The organism is Cellulomonas septica (assembly GCF_012396155.1).
In the GTDB taxonomy this organism is placed as follows: domain Bacteria; phylum Actinomycetota; class Actinomycetes; order Actinomycetales; family Cellulomonadaceae; genus Cellulomonas; species Cellulomonas septica.
In genome coordinates this window covers 1-14850 of sequence record NZ_JAAXOY010000016.1, presented here as the reverse complement: position 1 = coordinate 14850, position 14850 = coordinate 1, and the positions used below count along the sequence as shown (strand labels likewise).

Here is a 14850-nt window from a genome sequence, read left to right as displayed (position 1 = left end):
CGCCCCCGTCGGGCCGGCCCTCGACGTCTTCGCGGGCGTGGCCGCGGCGGCCGGGCTGCGGGTCGAGCGGGTCGTCGGAGCGGGCGGCGTCCCGGTGTGCACGGTCCGCGGGCCGCGCGCCTCGGCGGGTGGCGTGCTGGGGGATGTCGCGCTGGCCGCGGTGCTGTCGGCCGAGCTGCCCGTGCCGTTCGTGGCGACGGCGGTGCACGTGCGGGGCCACGCGGCCGACGGGTCCACGTGCGTGCTGCGCGTCGAGGTCGAGGACCACGACGCGGAGCGGGACGGCTTCCGGCGGCGGTTCGTCGACGTGCTCGAGCGCTTCGTCGCGGCGTCGGCGGCGCACGGGGTACGGGTCGAGGTGTCGCCGTGGGAGGACCGGCGTCCGCCGGCGGTCGTGCACGTCGGCCGTCGTCCCCGCGGGACGGTCCCGGGCTGAGGACCAGCGCCCGCACGGGGGGGCGCTCCCGGTCGGAGGGCGGTCGTGGAGCGGTTGTGGGGGAGCGCACAGCGGAGCGGGATTGGAGTATCGGGCGTCCGTCTGGCAGACTAGTCAAGTTGCCCGCTGGGGGTGGTGTGCCTACGTGCGCCCGACCGGCTGGGCAGGCAGACGTGGAGAGCGTCCGGACCCCGGGGTCACCCGGCGGTGGACGCTCGACTACAACCACCGACCTCGTGCCGGGAACGGTACGCAGCGCAGAGGCCTGTCGCCTGAAGCGACACGCCCGAGTGCGGGGGTCGGACGGACCGGTTCGAAGAGAGAGAAGTAGACGACGCCATGGCGGGACAGAAGATCCGCATCCGGCTCAAGTCCTACGACCACGAGGTCATCGACAGCTCGGCGCGCAAGATCGTCGACACGGTGACTCGCGCTGGTGCGTCGGTCGTGGGTCCGGTGCCGCTGCCGACGGAGAAGAACGTCTTCTGCGTCATCCGGTCGCCCCACAAGTACAAGGACAGCCGCGAGCACTTCGAGATGCGCACGCACAAGCGGCTCATCGACATCATCGACCCCACGCCGAAGGCTGTCGACTCGCTCATGCGTCTCGACCTGCCCGCGGACGTGAACATCGAGATCAAGCTCTGACGCTGGGAAGGAACTGATCTTCATGGTTACCCAGCAGAACGCGCGCCCCGTCACGGCGCTGCTCGGCACCAAGCTCGGCATGACGCAGCTCTGGGACGACAACGGTCGTCTCGTGCCCGTCACCGTGGTCGCCGTCGGCACGAACGTCGTGACGCAGGTCCGCTCCGCTGAGACCGACGGTTACGCCGCTGTGCAGCTCGCCTTCGGCGAGGTCAAGCCGACCAAGGTCACCAAGCCGCTCAAGGGCCACTTCGAGAAGGCCGGCGTGACGCCGCGCCGGCACGTGGCCGAGATCCGCACGTCGGACGCCGCCGAGTTCACGCTCGGCCAGGAGCTCACCGCCGCCCTCTTCGAGGCCGGCCAGCTCGTCGACGTCGTCGGGACGACCAAGGGCAAGGGCACCGCCGGTGTCATGAAGCGCCACGGCTTCGCAGGCGTGAGCGCGTCCCACGGTTCGCACCGCAACCACCGCAAGCCGGGCTCGATCGGTGGCGCGTCGACGCCGTCGCGCGTGTTCAAGGGCCTGCGCATGGCCGGTCGGATGGGCAACGCCCGTCAGACCACCCAGAACCTGACCGTGCACGCGGTCGACGCCGAGCGGGGCCTCCTGCTCGTCAAGGGTGCCGTCCCCGGCCCCAAGGGTGGCGTCGTCGTCGTGCGTTCCGCTGTGAAGGGTGCGTGACCTCGATGAGCGACACGCTGACGGTCGACGTCCTCGACCCGCAGGGCAAGAAGGCCGGCACGGCCGACCTGCCCGCGGACGTCTTCGACGTGCAGACCAACGTCCCGCTGATCCACCAGGTCGTCGTCGCGCAGCTCGCGGCGGCACGCCAGGGCACGCACGACACCAAGTCGCGCGGCGAGGTCCGTGGTGGCGGCAAGAAGCCGTACAAGCAGAAGGGCACCGGTCGCGCCCGCCAGGGTTCGACGCGTGCTCCGCAGTTCGCCGGTGGTGGCGTCGTCCACGGCCCCACGCCGCGTGACTACAGCCAGCGCACCCCGAAGAAGATGAAGGCCGCGGCGCTCCGCGGTGCTCTCTCGGACCGCGCCCGCGCCGGCCGCGTGCACGTCGTCTCGGGCTTCGCCCCGGGCACGGCGCCGTCGACGAAGTCCGCTCTCGCCGTCCTCGACAACCTGTCGGGCCGCAAGAACGTGCTGGTCGTCGTCGAGCGTCAGGACGAGATCACGTGGAAGTCGCTGCGGAACGTCGAGCGGGTGCACCTGCTGGTCGCCGACCAGCTCAACACCTACGACGTGCTGATCTCTGACGACGTCGTGTTCACGCAGGGCGCTCTCGACGCGTTCCTGGCCGGCCCCGCCAAGGGTGCCAAGGCCGTGGCGAGCGAGTCCGAGGCCGCCGAGGAGGAGACCAAGTGACCACCGTCGGCAAGGACCCCCGCGACATCCTGATCGCGCCGGTCGTGTCCGAGAAGAGCTACGGCCTTCTGGACGAGGGGAAGTACACCTTCCTCGTCGACCCGCGCGCCAACAAGACCGAGATCAAGATCGCCGTCGAGCAGGTGTTCGGCGTGAAGGTCGACTCGGTCAACACCGCGAACCGTCAGGGCAAGGCCCGTCGGACCCGGTTCGGCATCGGCCGCCGCAAGGACACGAAGCGTGCGATCGTCACCCTCCGCGAGGGCACGATCGACATCTTCGGCGGACCGGTCGGCTGAGCGGCCCGGAAGGATCTGAGGACTCATGGGAATCCGTAAGTACAAGCCGACGACGCCGGGCCGCCGTGGCTCGTCGGTCGCCGACTTCGTCGAGATCACGCGCTCCACGCCGGAGAAGTCGCTGGTCCGCCCGCTGCACAAGACGGGTGGCCGCAACTCCACCGGTCGTGTGACCACGCGCCACCAGGGTGGCGGTCACAAGCGTGCGTACCGCGTCATCGACTTCCGTCGTCACGACAAGGACGGCGTGCCGGCCAAGGTCGCTCACATCGAGTACGACCCCAACCGCACCGCCCGCATCGCGCTCCTGCACTACGCGGACGGCGAGAAGCGCTACATCATCGCGCCGAACAAGCTGTCGCAGGGTGACGTCATCGAGAACGGCCCCGGCGCGGACATCAAGCCCGGCAACAACCTGCCGCTGCGCAACATCCCGACCGGTACGGTCATCCACGCCATCGAGCTGCGGCCCGGCGGCGGTGCGAAGATCGCGCGCTCGGCCGGTGCGTCCGTGCAGCTCGTCGCGAAGGACGGCCCGTACGCGCAGCTGCGCATGCCGTCCGGCGAGATCCGCAACGTCGACCTGCGCTGCCGCGCCACGGTCGGCGAGGTCGGCAACGCCGAGCAGTCGAACATCAACTGGGGCAAGGCCGGCCGCATGCGGTGGAAGGGCAAGCGCCCCACCGTCCGTGGTGTCGCCATGAACCCGATCGACCACCCGCACGGTGGTGGTGAGGGCAAGACCTCCGGTGGTCGCCACCCGGTGAGCCCCTGGGGCCAGCCCGAGGGTCGTACCCGCCGTCCGAACAAGCCGAGCGACAAGCTCATCGTGCGCCGTCGGCGCACCGGCAAGAAGCGCTGATAGGAGCCCGAGATGCCTCGCAGCCTCAAGAAGGGCCCGTTCGTCGACGGCCACCTCCAGAAGAAGGTCGACGCGCAGAACGAGGCCGGAAGCAAGAACGTCATCAAGACGTGGTCCCGCCGTTCGGTCATCACCCCGGACTTCCTGGGTCACACGTTCGCGGTGCACGACGGGCGCAAGCACGCGCCGGTCTTCGTCACGGAGTCGATGGTCGGGCACAAGCTCGGCGAGTTCGCCCCGACGCGCACGTTCCGCGGCCACGAGAAGGACGACCGGAAGGGCCGTCGCCGCTGACCTCGGTCAGCTGGTGACGCCCTGACGGCAGAGACAAGAAGGCAGGACAGCAATGGAAGCCAAGGCGAAGGCGCGGTTCGTCCGCGTCACGCCCCAGAAGGCCCGGCGCGTCGTGGACCTCATCCGTGGCAAGCAGGCCGGCGAGGCCGTGGCGGTGCTGAAGTTCGCGCCGCAGGCGGCCGCGGAGCCCGTCCTCAAGACGGTGCAGTCGGCGATCGCGAACGCGGTCGAGGGGGCGAAGCGCAACAGCGAGCGGCTCGACGAGGCGAACCTCTACGTCTCCGAGGTGTTCGTCGACGAGGGCCCGACGCTCAAGCGGTTCCGTCCGCGGGCGCAGGGTCGTGCCAGCCAGATCCTCAAGCGCACGAGCCACATCACCGTGGTCGTCGCTGAGCGCGAGACGAAGGGACGGACCCGATAGTGGGACAGAAGGTCAACCCGCTCGGGTACCGCCTGGGCATCACGACGGACCACCGGTCGCGCTGGTTCGCGGACTCGACGAAGCCGGGTCAGCGCTACCGCGACTACGTCCGCGAGGACGTGCAGATCCGCAAGCTCATGAGCACGGGTCTCGAGCGCGCCGGCATCGCGAAGGTCGAGATCGAGCGCACGCGTGACCGCGTCCGCGTCGACATCCACACCGCCCGCCCGGGCATCGTCATCGGGCGTCGTGGCGCGGAGGCCGACCGCATCCGCGGCGAGCTCGAGAAGCTCACGGGCAAGCAGGTCCAGCTCAACATCCTCGAGGTCAAGAACGCCGAGATCGAGGCCCAGCTGGTCGCCCAGGGCATCGCCGAGCAGCTCGCGAGCCGTGTCTCGTTCCGCCGCGCGATGCGCAAGGGCATCCAGTCGGCGCAGCGCGCCGGCGCCAAGGGCATCCGCGTGCAGGTCTCCGGCCGCCTCGGCGGCGCGGAGATGAGCCGCACGGAGTTCTACCGCGAGGGCCGTGTGCCGCTGCACACGCTCCGCGCGAACATCGACTACGGCTTCTTCGAGGCCCGCACGACCTTCGGCCGCATCGGCGTGAAGGTCTGGGTCTACAAGGGCGACGTCACCGAGAAGGAGTTCGCCCGCGAGCAGGCGACCCAGGCCCCGCGCCCGGCCCGTGGCCCGCGCGGTGACCGTGGCGAGCGTGGCGACCGCGGCCCCCGTGGCGGCGGCCGTCGCGAGCAGCGCACCTCGGACGCCCCTGTCGAGGCCCCCGCGACCGAGGCCGCTCCCGCGGCGGAGACCTCGGCTGAGACCGGAACGGAGGCCTGAGCCGTGCTCATCCCGCGCCGACTCAAGCACCGCAAGCAGCACCACCCCGGCCGCTCCGGCGCGTCGACCGGTGGCACCAAGATCTCGTTCGGCGAGTACGGCATCCAGGCTCTCGAGCCCGCCTACGTCACGAACCGGCAGATCGAGGCTGCGCGTATCGCCATGACCCGCCACATCAAGCGTGGTGGGAAGGTCTGGATCAACATCTACCCGGACCGTCCCCTCACGAAGAAGCCCGCCGAGACCCGCATGGGTTCCGGCAAGGGCTCGCCCGAGTGGTGGATCGCCAACGTCAAGCCCGGCCGAGTGATGTTCGAGCTCGCCGGCGTCCCGGAGCCGCTGGCTCGCGAGGCCATGCGCCGCGCCCAGCACAAGCTCCCGATGAAGACCCGTTTCGTGGTTCGCGAGGGTGGTAACTGATGGCTATCGGAACCAAGGACCTGGCTCCCACCGAGCTGGACGCCTTCGACGACGAGAAGCTGGTCGCCGAGCTGAAGAAGGCCAAGGAGGAGCTCTTCAACCTCCGCTTCCAGTCCGCGACCGGTCAGCTCGAGAGCCACGGCCGTCTGAAGGCCGTCCGCCGCGACATCGCCCGGATCTACACGATCCTGCGCGAGCGCGAGCTCGGCATCCGTACCGCTCCGACCGCGAGCGAGTGAGGGCAGCATGAACGAGAAGAGCACCACCGCCACGGCGGAGCACCGCGCGTACCGCAAGACGCGCCGTGGCTACGTCGTGAGCGACAAGATGGACAAGACCGTCGTGGTCGAGGTCGAGGACCGGGTCAAGCACCCGCTCTACGGCAAGGTCATCCGGCGGACCAGCAAGGTCAAGGCGCACGACGAGCAGGGCTCGGCGGGCATCGGCGACCTCGTCCTCATCATGGAGACCCGCCCGCTGTCCGCGACCAAGCGGTGGCGCCTGGTGGAGATCCTCGAGAAGGCCAAGTAAGACTCGCACCACCCAAGTTGCCCACGGGCGGCGGGGGTGACCCCGTCAGGGAGCACCCCCGCCGCGACGTGTGCATCACGGCAACTACGTCAGGCCAGGCTCGGCGGCCAGATCGACCGAGAACCCGCCGGACGACAGGAGTAGGCAATGATCCAGCAGGAGTCGCGACTGCGTGTCGCCGACAACACGGGTGCCAAGGAGATCCTCTGCATCCGCGTTCTCGGTGGTTCCGGCCGTCGCTACGCAGGCATCGGTGACGTCATCGTCGCCACCGTCAAGGACGCGATCCCCGGCGGCAACGTCAAGAAGGGCGACGTCGTCAAGGCCGTCATCGTGCGCACCCGCAAGGAGCGCCGCCGTCCGGACGGCTCGTACATCAAGTTCGACGAGAACGCCGCCGTGATCCTCAAGAACGACGGGGAGCCCCGTGGGACGCGCATCTTCGGCCCCGTGGGCCGCGAGCTGCGCGACAAGAAGTTCATGAAGATCATCTCGCTGGCGCCGGAGGTGCTCTGACCATGGCGAAGATCAAGAAGGGCGACCTCGTCCTCGTCATCTCGGGGCGCGACAAGGGCAAGCAGGGCCGCGTGCTCGAGGTGCTCACCGAGACGCAGCGCGTCGTCGTCGAGGGCGTGCAGCGCGTGCAGAAGCACGTCAAGGCCGGCCAGACGCAGCGTGGCACCCGCACGGGTGGCATCGAGACCGTCGAGGCCCCCATCCACATCAGCAACGTGATGCTCGTCGACCCGGAGACCAAGAAGGGCACCCGGGTCGGCTACCGCACCGAGCAGGTCGAGCGTGACGGCCGCACGCGGAACGTCCGTGTCCGCGTCGCCAAGCGTTCCGGTAAGGACATCTGATGACCGAGATCACCGCTCCGGCCCAGCCGCGTCTGAAGACCCGCTACGCCGAGGAGATCAAGCCGGCGCTCAACACGCAGTTCGCGTACGAGAACATCAACCAGGTCCCGCGCCTGGTGAAGGTCGTCGTGAACATGGGTGTCGGCGACGCCGCCAAGGACTCCAAGCTCATCGAGGGCGCGATCCGCGACCTGACCCAGATCACGGGCCAGAAGCCGCAGGTCACCAAGGCCCGCAAGTCCATCGCGCAGTTCAAGCTGCGCGAGGGCATGCCGATCGGCGCGCACGTCACGCTGCGCGGCGACCGTGCCTGGGAGTTCCTGGACCGCCTGCTCTCGACGGCGCTTCCCCGCATCCGTGACTTCCGCGGCCTGTCGGCGACGCAGTTCGACGGCAACGGCAACTACACGTTCGGCCTCACGGAGCAGTCGATGTTCCACGAGATCGACCAGGACCGGATCGACCGTGTCCGCGGCATGGACATCACGATCGTCACGACGGCGAACAACGACGACGAGGGTCGCGCCTTCCTCAAGCTCCTCGGCTTCCCGTTCAAGGAGAACTGACCATGGCGAAGACCGCTCTGATCAACAAGGCTGCCGCCAAGCCCAAGTTCGCGGTGCGTGCGTACACGCGCTGCCAGCGCTGCGGCCGTCCGCACTCGGTGTACCGCAAGTTCGGCCTGTGCCGGATCTGCGTGCGGGAGATGGCCCACCGCGGCGAGCTCCCCGGCGTCACCAAGAGCAGCTGGTAAGACCCCCAGTAGGAACGATCGTCGGTAGGTCCCGGGCCCGCGTCGAGCGGGTCCGGGATACCCCGGCGAGAAAGGGCTGAAGCCCGATGACCATGACCGACCCCATCGCAGACTTCCTCACGCGTCTGCGCAACGCGAACTCGGCGCACCACGACACGGTGTCGATCCCGTTCTCGAAGCTCAAGTCGCACGTCGCGGAGATCCTGCAGGCCGAGGGCTACATCCAGGGCTGGACCGTCGAGGACGCCCCCGTGGGCAAGAATCTCGTCGTGACCCTGAAGTACGGCCCCAACCGCGAGCGTGCGCTCGCCGGCCTGAAGCGTGTGTCCAAGCCGGGCCTGCGCGTGTACGCCAAGTCGACCAACCTGCCCAAGGTGCTCGGCGGCCTGGGCGTGGCGATCCTCTCCACGTCCTCGGGTCTCCTCACCGACAAGCAGGCCGCCAAGAAGGGCGTGGGTGGGGAAGTCCTCGCCTACGTCTGGTAATCGAGACCCGGAAGGAGAACGCCAATGTCTCGTATCGGCAGGATCCCCGTTTCGGTCCCGACCGGCGTGGACGTCAACATCGACGGTGCCGTCGTCACGGTGAAGGGCCCCAAGGGCACCCTCTCGCACACGGTCGCCGCACCCCTCGAGGTCGCGCGTGACGAGGCCGGTGCCCTCGTGGTCACCCGCCCGAACGACGAGCGCCTCTCGCGCTCGCTCCACGGCCTGACCCGCACGCTCCTGGCGAACCTCGTCACCGGCGTGACCGAGGGCTACGTCAAGAAGCTCGAGATCGTCGGCACCGGTTACCGCGTGACCGCGAAGGGCTCGGACCTCGAGTTCGCGCTCGGCTTCAGCCACCCGGTCGTCGTCACGCCGCCGGAGGGCATCACCTTCGTCGTCGAGGCCCCGACCCGCTTCTCGGTGCAGGGCATCGACAAGCAGCAGGTCGGCGAGGTCGCCGCGAACATCCGCAAGATCCGCAAGCCCGAGCCGTACAAGGGCAAGGGCGTGCGGTACGCGGGCGAGAACGTGCGCCGCAAGGTCGGAAAGGCTGGGAAGTAAGCCATGGCGATCAGCATCAAGGGCAAGGGCAAGACGATCGCCCGCCAGCGCCGGCACCTGCGCCTGCGCAAGAAGGTCGTGGGCTCGGCTGCTCGGCCGCGCCTCGTCGTCACCCGCTCCGCCCGTCACATCACGGCCCAGGTCGTGGACGACGGCATCGGCCAGACCATCGCGTCGGCGTCGACCCTCGAGGTGGACCTGCGCGGGGCCGAGGGCGACAAGTCCGCCAAGGCCCGCAAGGTCGGCGAGCTCGTCGCCGAGCGCGCGAAGGCCAAGGGCATCGACGCGGTCGTCTTCGACCGCGGCGGCAACAAGTACCACGGCCGGGTGGCCGCGGTCGCCGACGGTGCCCGCGAGGGTGGTCTGAAGCTGTGACGACGTACACCGGGAAGAAGAGGACTCACTGATGGCTGCTCCTGCACGCAGCAACACCGGTGCCCAGGGCGGCACCGGCGGCGACCGCCGCGACGGCGGCCGTCGTGACGGTGGGCGTCGTCAGGACGCCGCCGAGAAGAGCCAGTTCGTCGAGCGCGTCGTGACGATCAACCGCGTCGCCAAGGTCGTCAAGGGTGGCCGCCGCTTCAGCTTCACCGCGCTCGTCGTGGTGGGCGACGGTGACGGCACCGTCGGCGTCGGCTACGGCAAGGCCAAGGAGGTGCCCGCGGCGATCGCCAAGGGTGTCGAGGAGGCGAAGAAGAACTTCTTCCGCGTCCCCCGCATCCAGGGCACCATCCCGCACCCCATCACGGGTGAGGCCGCCGCCGGTGTCGTGTTCCTGCGTCCGGCGTCGCCGGGTACCGGTGTGATCGCCGGTGGTCCGGTGCGCGCCGTCCTGGAGTGCGCCGGCATCCACGACGTCCTGAGCAAGTCGCTCGGCTCGTCGAACGCGATCAACATCGTCCACGCGACCGTCGCGGCCCTCCGTGGCCTCGAGCAGCCGGAGGCCGTGGCCGCGCGCCGTGGTCTGCCGGTCGAGCACGTCGTCCCGGCCGCCCTCCTGCGGGCCCAGGCCGAGGGCCGTGCGGCCGCCGCGGAGAAGGTGGGTGCGTGATGGCTCGTCTCAAGGTGACCCAGAAGAAGTCGGGCATCGGTGGCAAGCAGAACCAGCGCGACACGCTGCGCACCCTGGGCCTCAAGCGGATCGGCGACGTCGTCGTCAAGGAGGACCGCCCTGAGATCCGCGGCATGGTCCAGACCGTGCGGCACCTCGTCGCGGTCGAAGAGGTGGAGTGAGCATGGCTGACGAGAAGAAGGAGACCGAGGAGGTGACGGCCCCCAAGGCCGCCGCCAAGAAGGCTCCCGCCAAGAAGGCCGCCGACGCGGCTGCCGAGGCTCCGAAGAAGACGACGAAGGCGAAGGCCGACAAGGCCGAGACCGCCTCCGCCGCCGCGGAGAAGCCGGCTGCCGAGAAGAAGGCCCCGGCCAAGAAGGCCGCCGCTCCGGCGAAGGCCGAGAAGGCCGCGCCGACGGAGGCCGCCCGCAAGGCGGCCGAGGCCGCTGCCCAGCCCGGCGCCGGTGGCACCCTCAAGGTGCACCACCTGCGTCCGGCCCCGGGCGCCAAGACCGCCAAGACCCGCGTGGGTCGTGGTGAGGCGTCCAAGGGCAAGACGGCCGGTCGTGGTACCAAGGGCACCAAGGCCCGGTACCAGGTCCCGGCCGCCTTCGAGGGCGGGCAGATGCCGATGCACATGCGTCTGCCGAAGCTCCGTGGCTTCAAGAACCCGTTCCGCGTCGAGTACCAGGTCGTCAACCTGGACAAGCTCTCGGCGCTCTACCCGGACGGTGGCGACGTGACGGTCGCCGACCTGGTCGCGAAGGGTGCGGTCCGCAAGGGCCAGCCCGTCAAGGTGCTCGGCACCGGCGAGCTCACGGTCAAGGTCTCCGTGGCCGTGGACGCCTACTCGGCGTCCGCCAAGGAGAAGATCGTGGCTGCCGGCGGCTCCGTCGCGCAGGACTGATCGCCGGACGAGGCCGGTGGGATCTCACTTCCCACCGGCCTCGTTCCGTTTGTCGTCGGGCATCCGTTAGGGTGCCTCGTTGCCCCGCGTCGTGGCGGGGTTCGCGGTCCGGGACAGCCGGGTCGCACGAGACGCCGCCGATCGGCGGCCCAGGAGGACCAGGTGCTCAGCGCATTCGTCCGGGCGTTCAGGACGCCCGACCTGCGGCGCAAGCTGCTCTTCACGATCGGGATCATGGTCGTCTTCCGGATCGGCTCGTTCCTGCCGACCCCGGGCGTCAGCTATCCCAACGTGCAGGTCTGCATCGACCAGACGCAGGGCGCGAACGACCTGATCGGGATCGTGAACCTGTTCAGCGGGGGAGCGCTCCTGCAGCTCTCCGTCTTCGCGCTGGGGATCATGCCGTACATCACGGCGAGCATCATCATCCAGCTGCTGCGCGTGGTGATCCCCAAGTTCGAGGAGCTGCACCGCGAGGGCCAGTCCGGCACCGCGAAGCTCACGCAGTACACCCGGTACCTGACGATCGCCCTGGCGGTCCTCCAGTCGACGACGATCATCACGATCGCGCGCAGCGGCCAGCTCTTCCAGGGCTGCACCGTCGACGTCATCCCCGACGACAGCTGGGTCACGCTGCTCATCATGGTCATCACCATGACCGCGGGCACCGGCCTCATCATGTGGCTCGGCGAGCTCATCACCGAGCGCGGCGTCGGCAACGGCATGTCGCTCCTCATCTTCACCTCGATCGCCGCGAGCTTCCCCGGCGCGATGTGGTCGATCGCCGGTGGCGCCGGCGGTGGCGCGAAGTTCGTCGCGGTCCTCGCCGTCGTGGTGCTGGTCATCGCGCTCGTCGTGTTCGTCGAGCAGTCGCAGCGCCGCATCCCGGTGCAGTACGCCAAGCGCATGGTCGGCCGCCGCATGTACGGCGGGTCGAGCACCTACATCCCGATCAAGATCAACATGGCCGGTGTCATCCCGGTGATCTTCGCGTCGTCGCTGCTCGCCGTCCCGGGCCTCATCGCCCAGTTCGGCGACCCGACCGCGGGCTGGGTGCAGTGGGTGTCGCGGTACATCGCGGACCCGGCGTCGCCGTGGCACATCGCGATCTACGTGCTCCTCATCATCTTCTTCTGCTACTTCTACACGGCGATCACGTTCAACCCGGACGAGGTCGCGGACAACATGAAGAAGTACGGCGGCTTCATCCCCGGCATCCGCGCCGGTCGCCCCACGGCCGAGTACCTCGACTACGTCATCACGCGGATCACGGCGCCGGGCTCGATCTACCTCGCCCTCGTCGCGCTGATCCCGACCATCGTCTTCATCGCCCTCGACGTCAGCACGAACATCCCGTTCGGCGGCTCGTCGATCCTCATCGTCGTCGGTGTGGGCCTGGAGACCGTCAAGCAGATCGAGTCGCAGCTCCAGCAGCGGCACTACGAAGGGTTCCTGCGGTGAGCGCACGTCTCGTCCTCCTCGGCCCGCCCGGAGCGGGCAAGGGCACCCAGGCGGCCCGGCTCGCCGAGCGTCTCGGCGTCCCCGCGATCTCGACCGGCGACATCTTCCGCGCCAACATCAAGGGCGGCACCGAGCTCGGCCAGAAGGTCCAGGCGATCACCGCGTCCGGCGCACTGGTCCCGGACGACCTGACGAACGAGCTCGTGCGCGACCGGCTCGCGCAGGACGACGTCGCCGAGGGGTTCCTGCTGGACGGGTACCCGCGCAACGTCGCCCAGGTCGCGGCGCTCGACGAGATCCTCGGTGACCGTGCGGTGGACCTCGCGGTCGAGATCACAGCGGACCCCGACGTCGTCGTGGGCCGACTGCTCAAGCGCGCCGAGATCGAGGGCCGCGAGGACGACACCGAGGACGTCATCCGTCACCGGCTCGACGTGTACGCCGAGCAGACCGCCCCGATCTCGGCCGTCTACGCCGACCGTGGCCTGCTCGTGCAGGTCGACGGGATCGGCGAGGTCGACGAGGTCACCGAGCGGCTCGTCGCCGCGATCGGCTCGCTCGCCCGCTGACGCGGGCCCTCGTAGGTGGTGCCCGTGTTCGGCCGTGAGCGCATCGAGTACAAGACCCCCGACCAGGTGCGCGTCATGCGACGTGCCGGCCTCGTCGTCGCGGACGCCCTCGCGGCGGTCCGGGAGCACGTCGCCCCCGGCGTGACGACGGCCGAGCTCGACGCCGTCGCCGCCGCGGTCATCGCCGAGGCGGGCGCGACCCCGTCCTTCCTCGGGTACCACGGGTACCCCGCGACGCTCTGCGTGTCCGTCAACGACGAGGTCGTGCACGGCATCCCCGGCAGCCGCGTGCTCGAGCCCGGCGACGTCGTGTCCGTCGACTGCGGCGCCGTCGTCGACGGCTGGCACGGCGACTCGGCCATCACCGTCGTGCTCGACGGCGGCGAGCAGGCCGACGCCGACCTCGCGGAGACGACCCGGAAGGCCATGTGGGCCGGGATCGCCGCGCTCGCGTCGGCCGAGCGGCTCGGCGCCGTCGGCGAGGCCGTCGAGGACGTCGTCGACACGGCCGTCGAGGCCGGTCTGAACGACGGGCGTCGGTACGGGGTCGTCGAGGAGTACGTCGGTCACGGCATCGGGACCGCGATGCACCAGCCGCCCGACGTCCTCAACTACCGGGCGCGCGACCGCGGCCCGCGCGTGAAGCCGGGCCTGTGCGTCGCGATCGAGCCGATGGTCGTGCGCGGGCAGCGCTTCACCCAGGTGCTCGACGACGACTGGACCGTCGTGACCGTCGACGGGTCGCGCGCGTCGCACTGGGAGCACAGCGTCGCCGTCCTCGAGGACGGGATCTGGGTGCTCACCGCGCACGACGGGGGAGCGGCGGAGCTCGGCGCGCTCGGGGTCGAGGTCGCCCCGCTGGCCTGAGCCCACCGCCGGGGCGTCGAGGTCGCCCCGATGGTCTGGTCTACCCGGGCGTCGTCGTGCGCCCGGCGAGACCGTGGCCCATCGCCGCCACGGCGACGTCGGCGGCACGTGATTGCCCTCGCGAGGACCGGCGTCCCTCGAGTGCGGGAAGCGCTACCACACGATCGGGTGAACGCGCGTCCAGTTTCCCGTCCGAATGCGCCCGACCTGGGCAAACAGCCCCACGGCGTCCGGTTTGTCGGATAGTGTGCCGCGCGGCGGGATCGTCCTCCCGCCAGGACCGCTCCCGCACCTCGTCGCACGCCCGCGGCGGGGTGCTCGCGTGCGGTCCGTCGGACACGCAGGCGTGTGCCCCCTCGTCATGCCTGCCGCACACGATGGGTTGGTCCCTATGCAGCGCAGCAGTCGTCCGTCCCTCCGGTCCCACGCGCGGCGGGCCGCCGTCGTCGGGACGTCCGTCCTCGCGGTGAGCCTGCTCGCTGCGTCACCGGCCGCGGCGACCGGTGGTTCGGGCCACGGGGGCCACGGCGGCTCGCACCGCGGTGACTCGTGGAGCAAGCCGAAGCCGAAGCCCAGCTCGACCACGCCGACGACGCCGACGCCGATGCAGTCGGCGCAGCCGAAGCCGACGCGCGGCGGCCAGACCACGACGGCCGCGTACGTCTACCTGAAGAAGGACGCCAAGGCGCCGGCCTCGTGGGAGAACTCGACGCAGCAGTACCTGGTCGCGACCTGGGACGGCGCCCAGTGGCGCAACATCACGTGGGACCAGATCAAAGACGCGGTGCCGTTCGAGGTCTGCGGTCCGGGCTGGGGCGTGCAGGAGGACGCCGCCTACGGCGGTCCGCAGGTCTTCACGGACTCCGACGCGCCGCACTACCCCGACGGCGTCCTGAAGTGGGTCAACCAGGGCGGGCCGCTGTTCGCCGCGGACCACTGGGACCTCGAGGAGCAGGTGGGCGCCGTCCCGGCCTGCGCGCCGACCTACCCGGTGCCGACGCAGAGCGCGACGCCCACGCCGACCGTCACCCCGACGCCGTCGGCGACGCCGAGCGTGACGCCCGAGGCGCCCACGCCGACGCCGGTCCCGACGGACGTCGTGGACGACGACGTCACGCCCACGCCGAGCGCGACGCCCACGCCGGTCGCGACGCCCGTGGTGACCCCGTCGCCCACGTCGGAGGTCCTCGCGGCCGGCCCGTCGT

Annotated in this window: 25 protein-coding genes and 1 pseudogene; all 26 read left to right on the top strand. The window is 70.1% G+C overall.

Features of this window, described 5'->3' with window-relative positions; all coding sequences use genetic code 11:
- The coding region (locus HGA02_RS01970) for a hypothetical protein (RefSeq protein WP_168676980.1) at window positions 1-436 on the top strand (436 nt) is incomplete at its 5' end.
- Between the two features lie 339 nt (window positions 437-775).
- Window positions 776-1084: a 30S ribosomal protein S10 gene (rpsJ, locus tag HGA02_RS01965; RefSeq protein WP_013117879.1), complete on the top strand. Its 309-nt coding sequence runs from the start codon at window positions 776-778 to the stop codon at window positions 1082-1084.
- Window positions 1085-1106: 22 nt separating this feature from the next.
- Window positions 1107-1766 (top strand): 50S ribosomal protein L3, encoded by a 660-nt coding sequence (gene rplC / locus HGA02_RS01960; protein ID WP_124342367.1) that lies wholly within the window; start codon window positions 1107-1109, stop codon window positions 1764-1766.
- A gap of 5 nt (window positions 1767-1771) precedes the next feature.
- On the top strand, window positions 1772-2461 hold the full coding sequence (gene rplD / locus HGA02_RS01955; protein ID WP_124342368.1) for a 50S ribosomal protein L4: 690 nt from the start codon (window positions 1772-1774) through the stop codon (window positions 2459-2461).
- A complete protein-coding gene (gene rplW / locus HGA02_RS01950; protein ID WP_124342369.1) occupies window positions 2458-2760 on the top strand; it encodes a 50S ribosomal protein L23 in 303 nt (100 codons plus the stop codon). Before rplD ends, rplW begins: the two co-directional genes overlap by 4 nt.
- A gap of 25 nt (window positions 2761-2785) precedes the next feature.
- Window positions 2786-3622 (top strand): 50S ribosomal protein L2, encoded by an 837-nt coding sequence (gene rplB / locus HGA02_RS01945; protein ID WP_013770168.1) that lies wholly within the window; start codon window positions 2786-2788, stop codon window positions 3620-3622.
- 12 nt (window positions 3623-3634) lie between these two features.
- Complete coding sequence (rpsS, locus tag HGA02_RS01940) at window positions 3635-3916, top strand: 30S ribosomal protein S19 (protein WP_124342371.1); 282 nt, start codon at window positions 3635-3637, stop codon at window positions 3914-3916.
- 52 nt (window positions 3917-3968) lie between these two features.
- Window positions 3969-4337: a 50S ribosomal protein L22 gene (gene rplV, locus HGA02_RS01935; protein WP_124342372.1), complete on the top strand. Its 369-nt coding sequence runs from the start codon at window positions 3969-3971 to the stop codon at window positions 4335-4337.
- Window positions 4337-5176 carry a 30S ribosomal protein S3 gene (gene rpsC, locus HGA02_RS01930; RefSeq protein WP_168676978.1) on the top strand — a complete coding sequence of 280 codons (840 nt, stop codon included), beginning with the start codon at window positions 4337-4339 and terminating at the stop codon, window positions 5174-5176. The genes rplV and rpsC overlap by 1 nt, the downstream gene beginning before the upstream one ends.
- Before the next feature lie 3 nt (window positions 5177-5179).
- Window positions 5180-5596 carry a 50S ribosomal protein L16 gene (gene rplP, locus HGA02_RS01925; RefSeq protein WP_124342374.1) on the top strand — a complete coding sequence of 139 codons (417 nt, stop codon included), beginning with the start codon at window positions 5180-5182 and terminating at the stop codon, window positions 5594-5596.
- Window positions 5596-5835, top strand: a complete 240-nt coding sequence (gene rpmC, locus HGA02_RS01920) for a 50S ribosomal protein L29 (RefSeq protein WP_013882864.1) — start codon at window positions 5596-5598, stop codon at window positions 5833-5835. Before rplP ends, rpmC begins: the two co-directional genes overlap by 1 nt.
- Window positions 5836-5842: 7 nt before the next feature.
- The gene (rpsQ, locus tag HGA02_RS01915; RefSeq protein WP_013770174.1) at window positions 5843-6127 is read left to right on the top strand and encodes a 30S ribosomal protein S17; all 285 of its coding nucleotides are present in this window, start codon (window positions 5843-5845) and stop codon (window positions 6125-6127) included.
- 147 nt (window positions 6128-6274) lie between these two features.
- Window positions 6275-6643: a 50S ribosomal protein L14 gene (rplN, locus tag HGA02_RS01910; RefSeq protein WP_034625870.1), complete on the top strand. Its 369-nt coding sequence runs from the start codon at window positions 6275-6277 to the stop codon at window positions 6641-6643.
- 2 nt (window positions 6644-6645) lie between these two features.
- Entirely contained in the window at window positions 6646-6987 is a 342-nt protein-coding gene (gene rplX, locus HGA02_RS01905) for a 50S ribosomal protein L24 (RefSeq protein ID WP_124342375.1), read from the top strand.
- Complete coding sequence (gene rplE, locus HGA02_RS01900) at window positions 6987-7553, top strand: 50S ribosomal protein L5 (RefSeq protein WP_124342376.1); 567 nt, start codon at window positions 6987-6989, stop codon at window positions 7551-7553. Before rplX ends, rplE begins: the two co-directional genes overlap by 1 nt.
- A gap of 2 nt (window positions 7554-7555) precedes the next feature.
- Complete coding sequence (locus tag HGA02_RS01895) at window positions 7556-7741, top strand: type Z 30S ribosomal protein S14 (RefSeq protein ID WP_013770178.1); 186 nt, start codon at window positions 7556-7558, stop codon at window positions 7739-7741.
- An 86-nt stretch (window positions 7742-7827) separates the two neighbouring features.
- On the top strand, window positions 7828-8226 hold the full coding sequence (rpsH, locus tag HGA02_RS01890) for a 30S ribosomal protein S8 (RefSeq protein WP_013770179.1): 399 nt from the start codon (window positions 7828-7830) through the stop codon (window positions 8224-8226).
- Between the two features lie 24 nt (window positions 8227-8250).
- Complete coding sequence (gene rplF / locus HGA02_RS01885; RefSeq protein WP_124342377.1) at window positions 8251-8790, top strand: 50S ribosomal protein L6; 540 nt, start codon at window positions 8251-8253, stop codon at window positions 8788-8790.
- Between the two features lie 3 nt (window positions 8791-8793).
- A complete protein-coding gene (gene rplR / locus HGA02_RS01880; protein ID WP_124342378.1) occupies window positions 8794-9165 on the top strand; it encodes a 50S ribosomal protein L18 in 372 nt (123 codons plus the stop codon).
- A gap of 31 nt (window positions 9166-9196) precedes the next feature.
- Window positions 9197-9841: a 30S ribosomal protein S5 gene (gene rpsE, locus HGA02_RS01875; RefSeq protein WP_162352739.1), complete on the top strand. Its 645-nt coding sequence runs from the start codon at window positions 9197-9199 to the stop codon at window positions 9839-9841.
- Entirely contained in the window at window positions 9841-10023 is a 183-nt protein-coding gene (gene rpmD / locus HGA02_RS01870) for a 50S ribosomal protein L30 (protein ID WP_124342380.1), read from the top strand. The genes rpsE and rpmD overlap by 1 nt, the downstream gene beginning before the upstream one ends.
- 2 nt (window positions 10024-10025) lie before the next feature.
- Window positions 10026-10748, top strand: a complete 723-nt coding sequence (gene rplO / locus HGA02_RS01865; RefSeq protein ID WP_168676976.1) for a 50S ribosomal protein L15 — start codon at window positions 10026-10028, stop codon at window positions 10746-10748.
- Window positions 10749-10910: 162 nt separating this feature from the next.
- Window positions 10911-12209: a preprotein translocase subunit SecY gene (gene secY / locus HGA02_RS01860; protein WP_168676974.1), complete on the top strand. Its 1299-nt coding sequence runs from the start codon at window positions 10911-10913 to the stop codon at window positions 12207-12209.
- Window positions 12206-12778, top strand: a complete 573-nt coding sequence (locus HGA02_RS01855) for an adenylate kinase (protein WP_168676972.1) — start codon at window positions 12206-12208, stop codon at window positions 12776-12778. Before secY ends, HGA02_RS01855 begins: the two co-directional genes overlap by 4 nt.
- A gap of 24 nt (window positions 12779-12802) precedes the next feature.
- Window positions 12803-13645: a type I methionyl aminopeptidase gene (map, locus tag HGA02_RS01850; protein ID WP_168676970.1), complete on the top strand. Its 843-nt coding sequence runs from the start codon at window positions 12803-12805 to the stop codon at window positions 13643-13645.
- A 466-nt stretch (window positions 13646-14111) separates the two neighbouring features.
- Window positions 14112-14850, top strand: a pseudogene (locus HGA02_RS20700) (hypothetical protein); the annotation flags it as partial.

Coding starts and splice junctions, on each gene's coding strand:
- rpsJ (WP_013117879.1), top strand. CDS start 776: ATGGCGGGACAGAAGATCCGCATCCGGCTCAAGTCCTACGACCACGAG.
- rplC (WP_124342367.1), top strand. CDS start 1,107: ATGGTTACCCAGCAGAACGCGCGCCCCGTCACGGCGCTGCTCGGCACC.
- rplD (WP_124342368.1), top strand. CDS start 1,772: ATGAGCGACACGCTGACGGTCGACGTCCTCGACCCGCAGGGCAAGAAG.
- rplB (WP_013770168.1), top strand. CDS start 2,786: ATGGGAATCCGTAAGTACAAGCCGACGACGCCGGGCCGCCGTGGCTCG.
- rpsS (WP_124342371.1), top strand. CDS start 3,635: ATGCCTCGCAGCCTCAAGAAGGGCCCGTTCGTCGACGGCCACCTCCAG.
- rplV (WP_124342372.1), top strand. CDS start 3,969: ATGGAAGCCAAGGCGAAGGCGCGGTTCGTCCGCGTCACGCCCCAGAAG.
- rpmC (WP_013882864.1), top strand. CDS start 5,596: ATGGCTATCGGAACCAAGGACCTGGCTCCCACCGAGCTGGACGCCTTC.
- rpsQ (WP_013770174.1), top strand. CDS start 5,843: ATGAACGAGAAGAGCACCACCGCCACGGCGGAGCACCGCGCGTACCGC.
- rplN (WP_034625870.1), top strand. CDS start 6,275: ATGATCCAGCAGGAGTCGCGACTGCGTGTCGCCGACAACACGGGTGCC.
- rplX (WP_124342375.1), top strand. CDS start 6,646: ATGGCGAAGATCAAGAAGGGCGACCTCGTCCTCGTCATCTCGGGGCGC.
- rplE (WP_124342376.1), top strand. CDS start 6,987: ATGACCGAGATCACCGCTCCGGCCCAGCCGCGTCTGAAGACCCGCTAC.
- HGA02_RS01895 (WP_013770178.1), top strand. CDS start 7,556: ATGGCGAAGACCGCTCTGATCAACAAGGCTGCCGCCAAGCCCAAGTTC.
- rpsH (WP_013770179.1), top strand. CDS start 7,828: ATGACCATGACCGACCCCATCGCAGACTTCCTCACGCGTCTGCGCAAC.
- rplF (WP_124342377.1), top strand. CDS start 8,251: ATGTCTCGTATCGGCAGGATCCCCGTTTCGGTCCCGACCGGCGTGGAC.
- rplR (WP_124342378.1), top strand. CDS start 8,794: ATGGCGATCAGCATCAAGGGCAAGGGCAAGACGATCGCCCGCCAGCGC.
- rpsE (WP_162352739.1), top strand. CDS start 9,197: ATGGCTGCTCCTGCACGCAGCAACACCGGTGCCCAGGGCGGCACCGGC.
- rpmD (WP_124342380.1), top strand. CDS start 9,841: ATGGCTCGTCTCAAGGTGACCCAGAAGAAGTCGGGCATCGGTGGCAAG.
- rplO (WP_168676976.1), top strand. CDS start 10,026: ATGGCTGACGAGAAGAAGGAGACCGAGGAGGTGACGGCCCCCAAGGCC.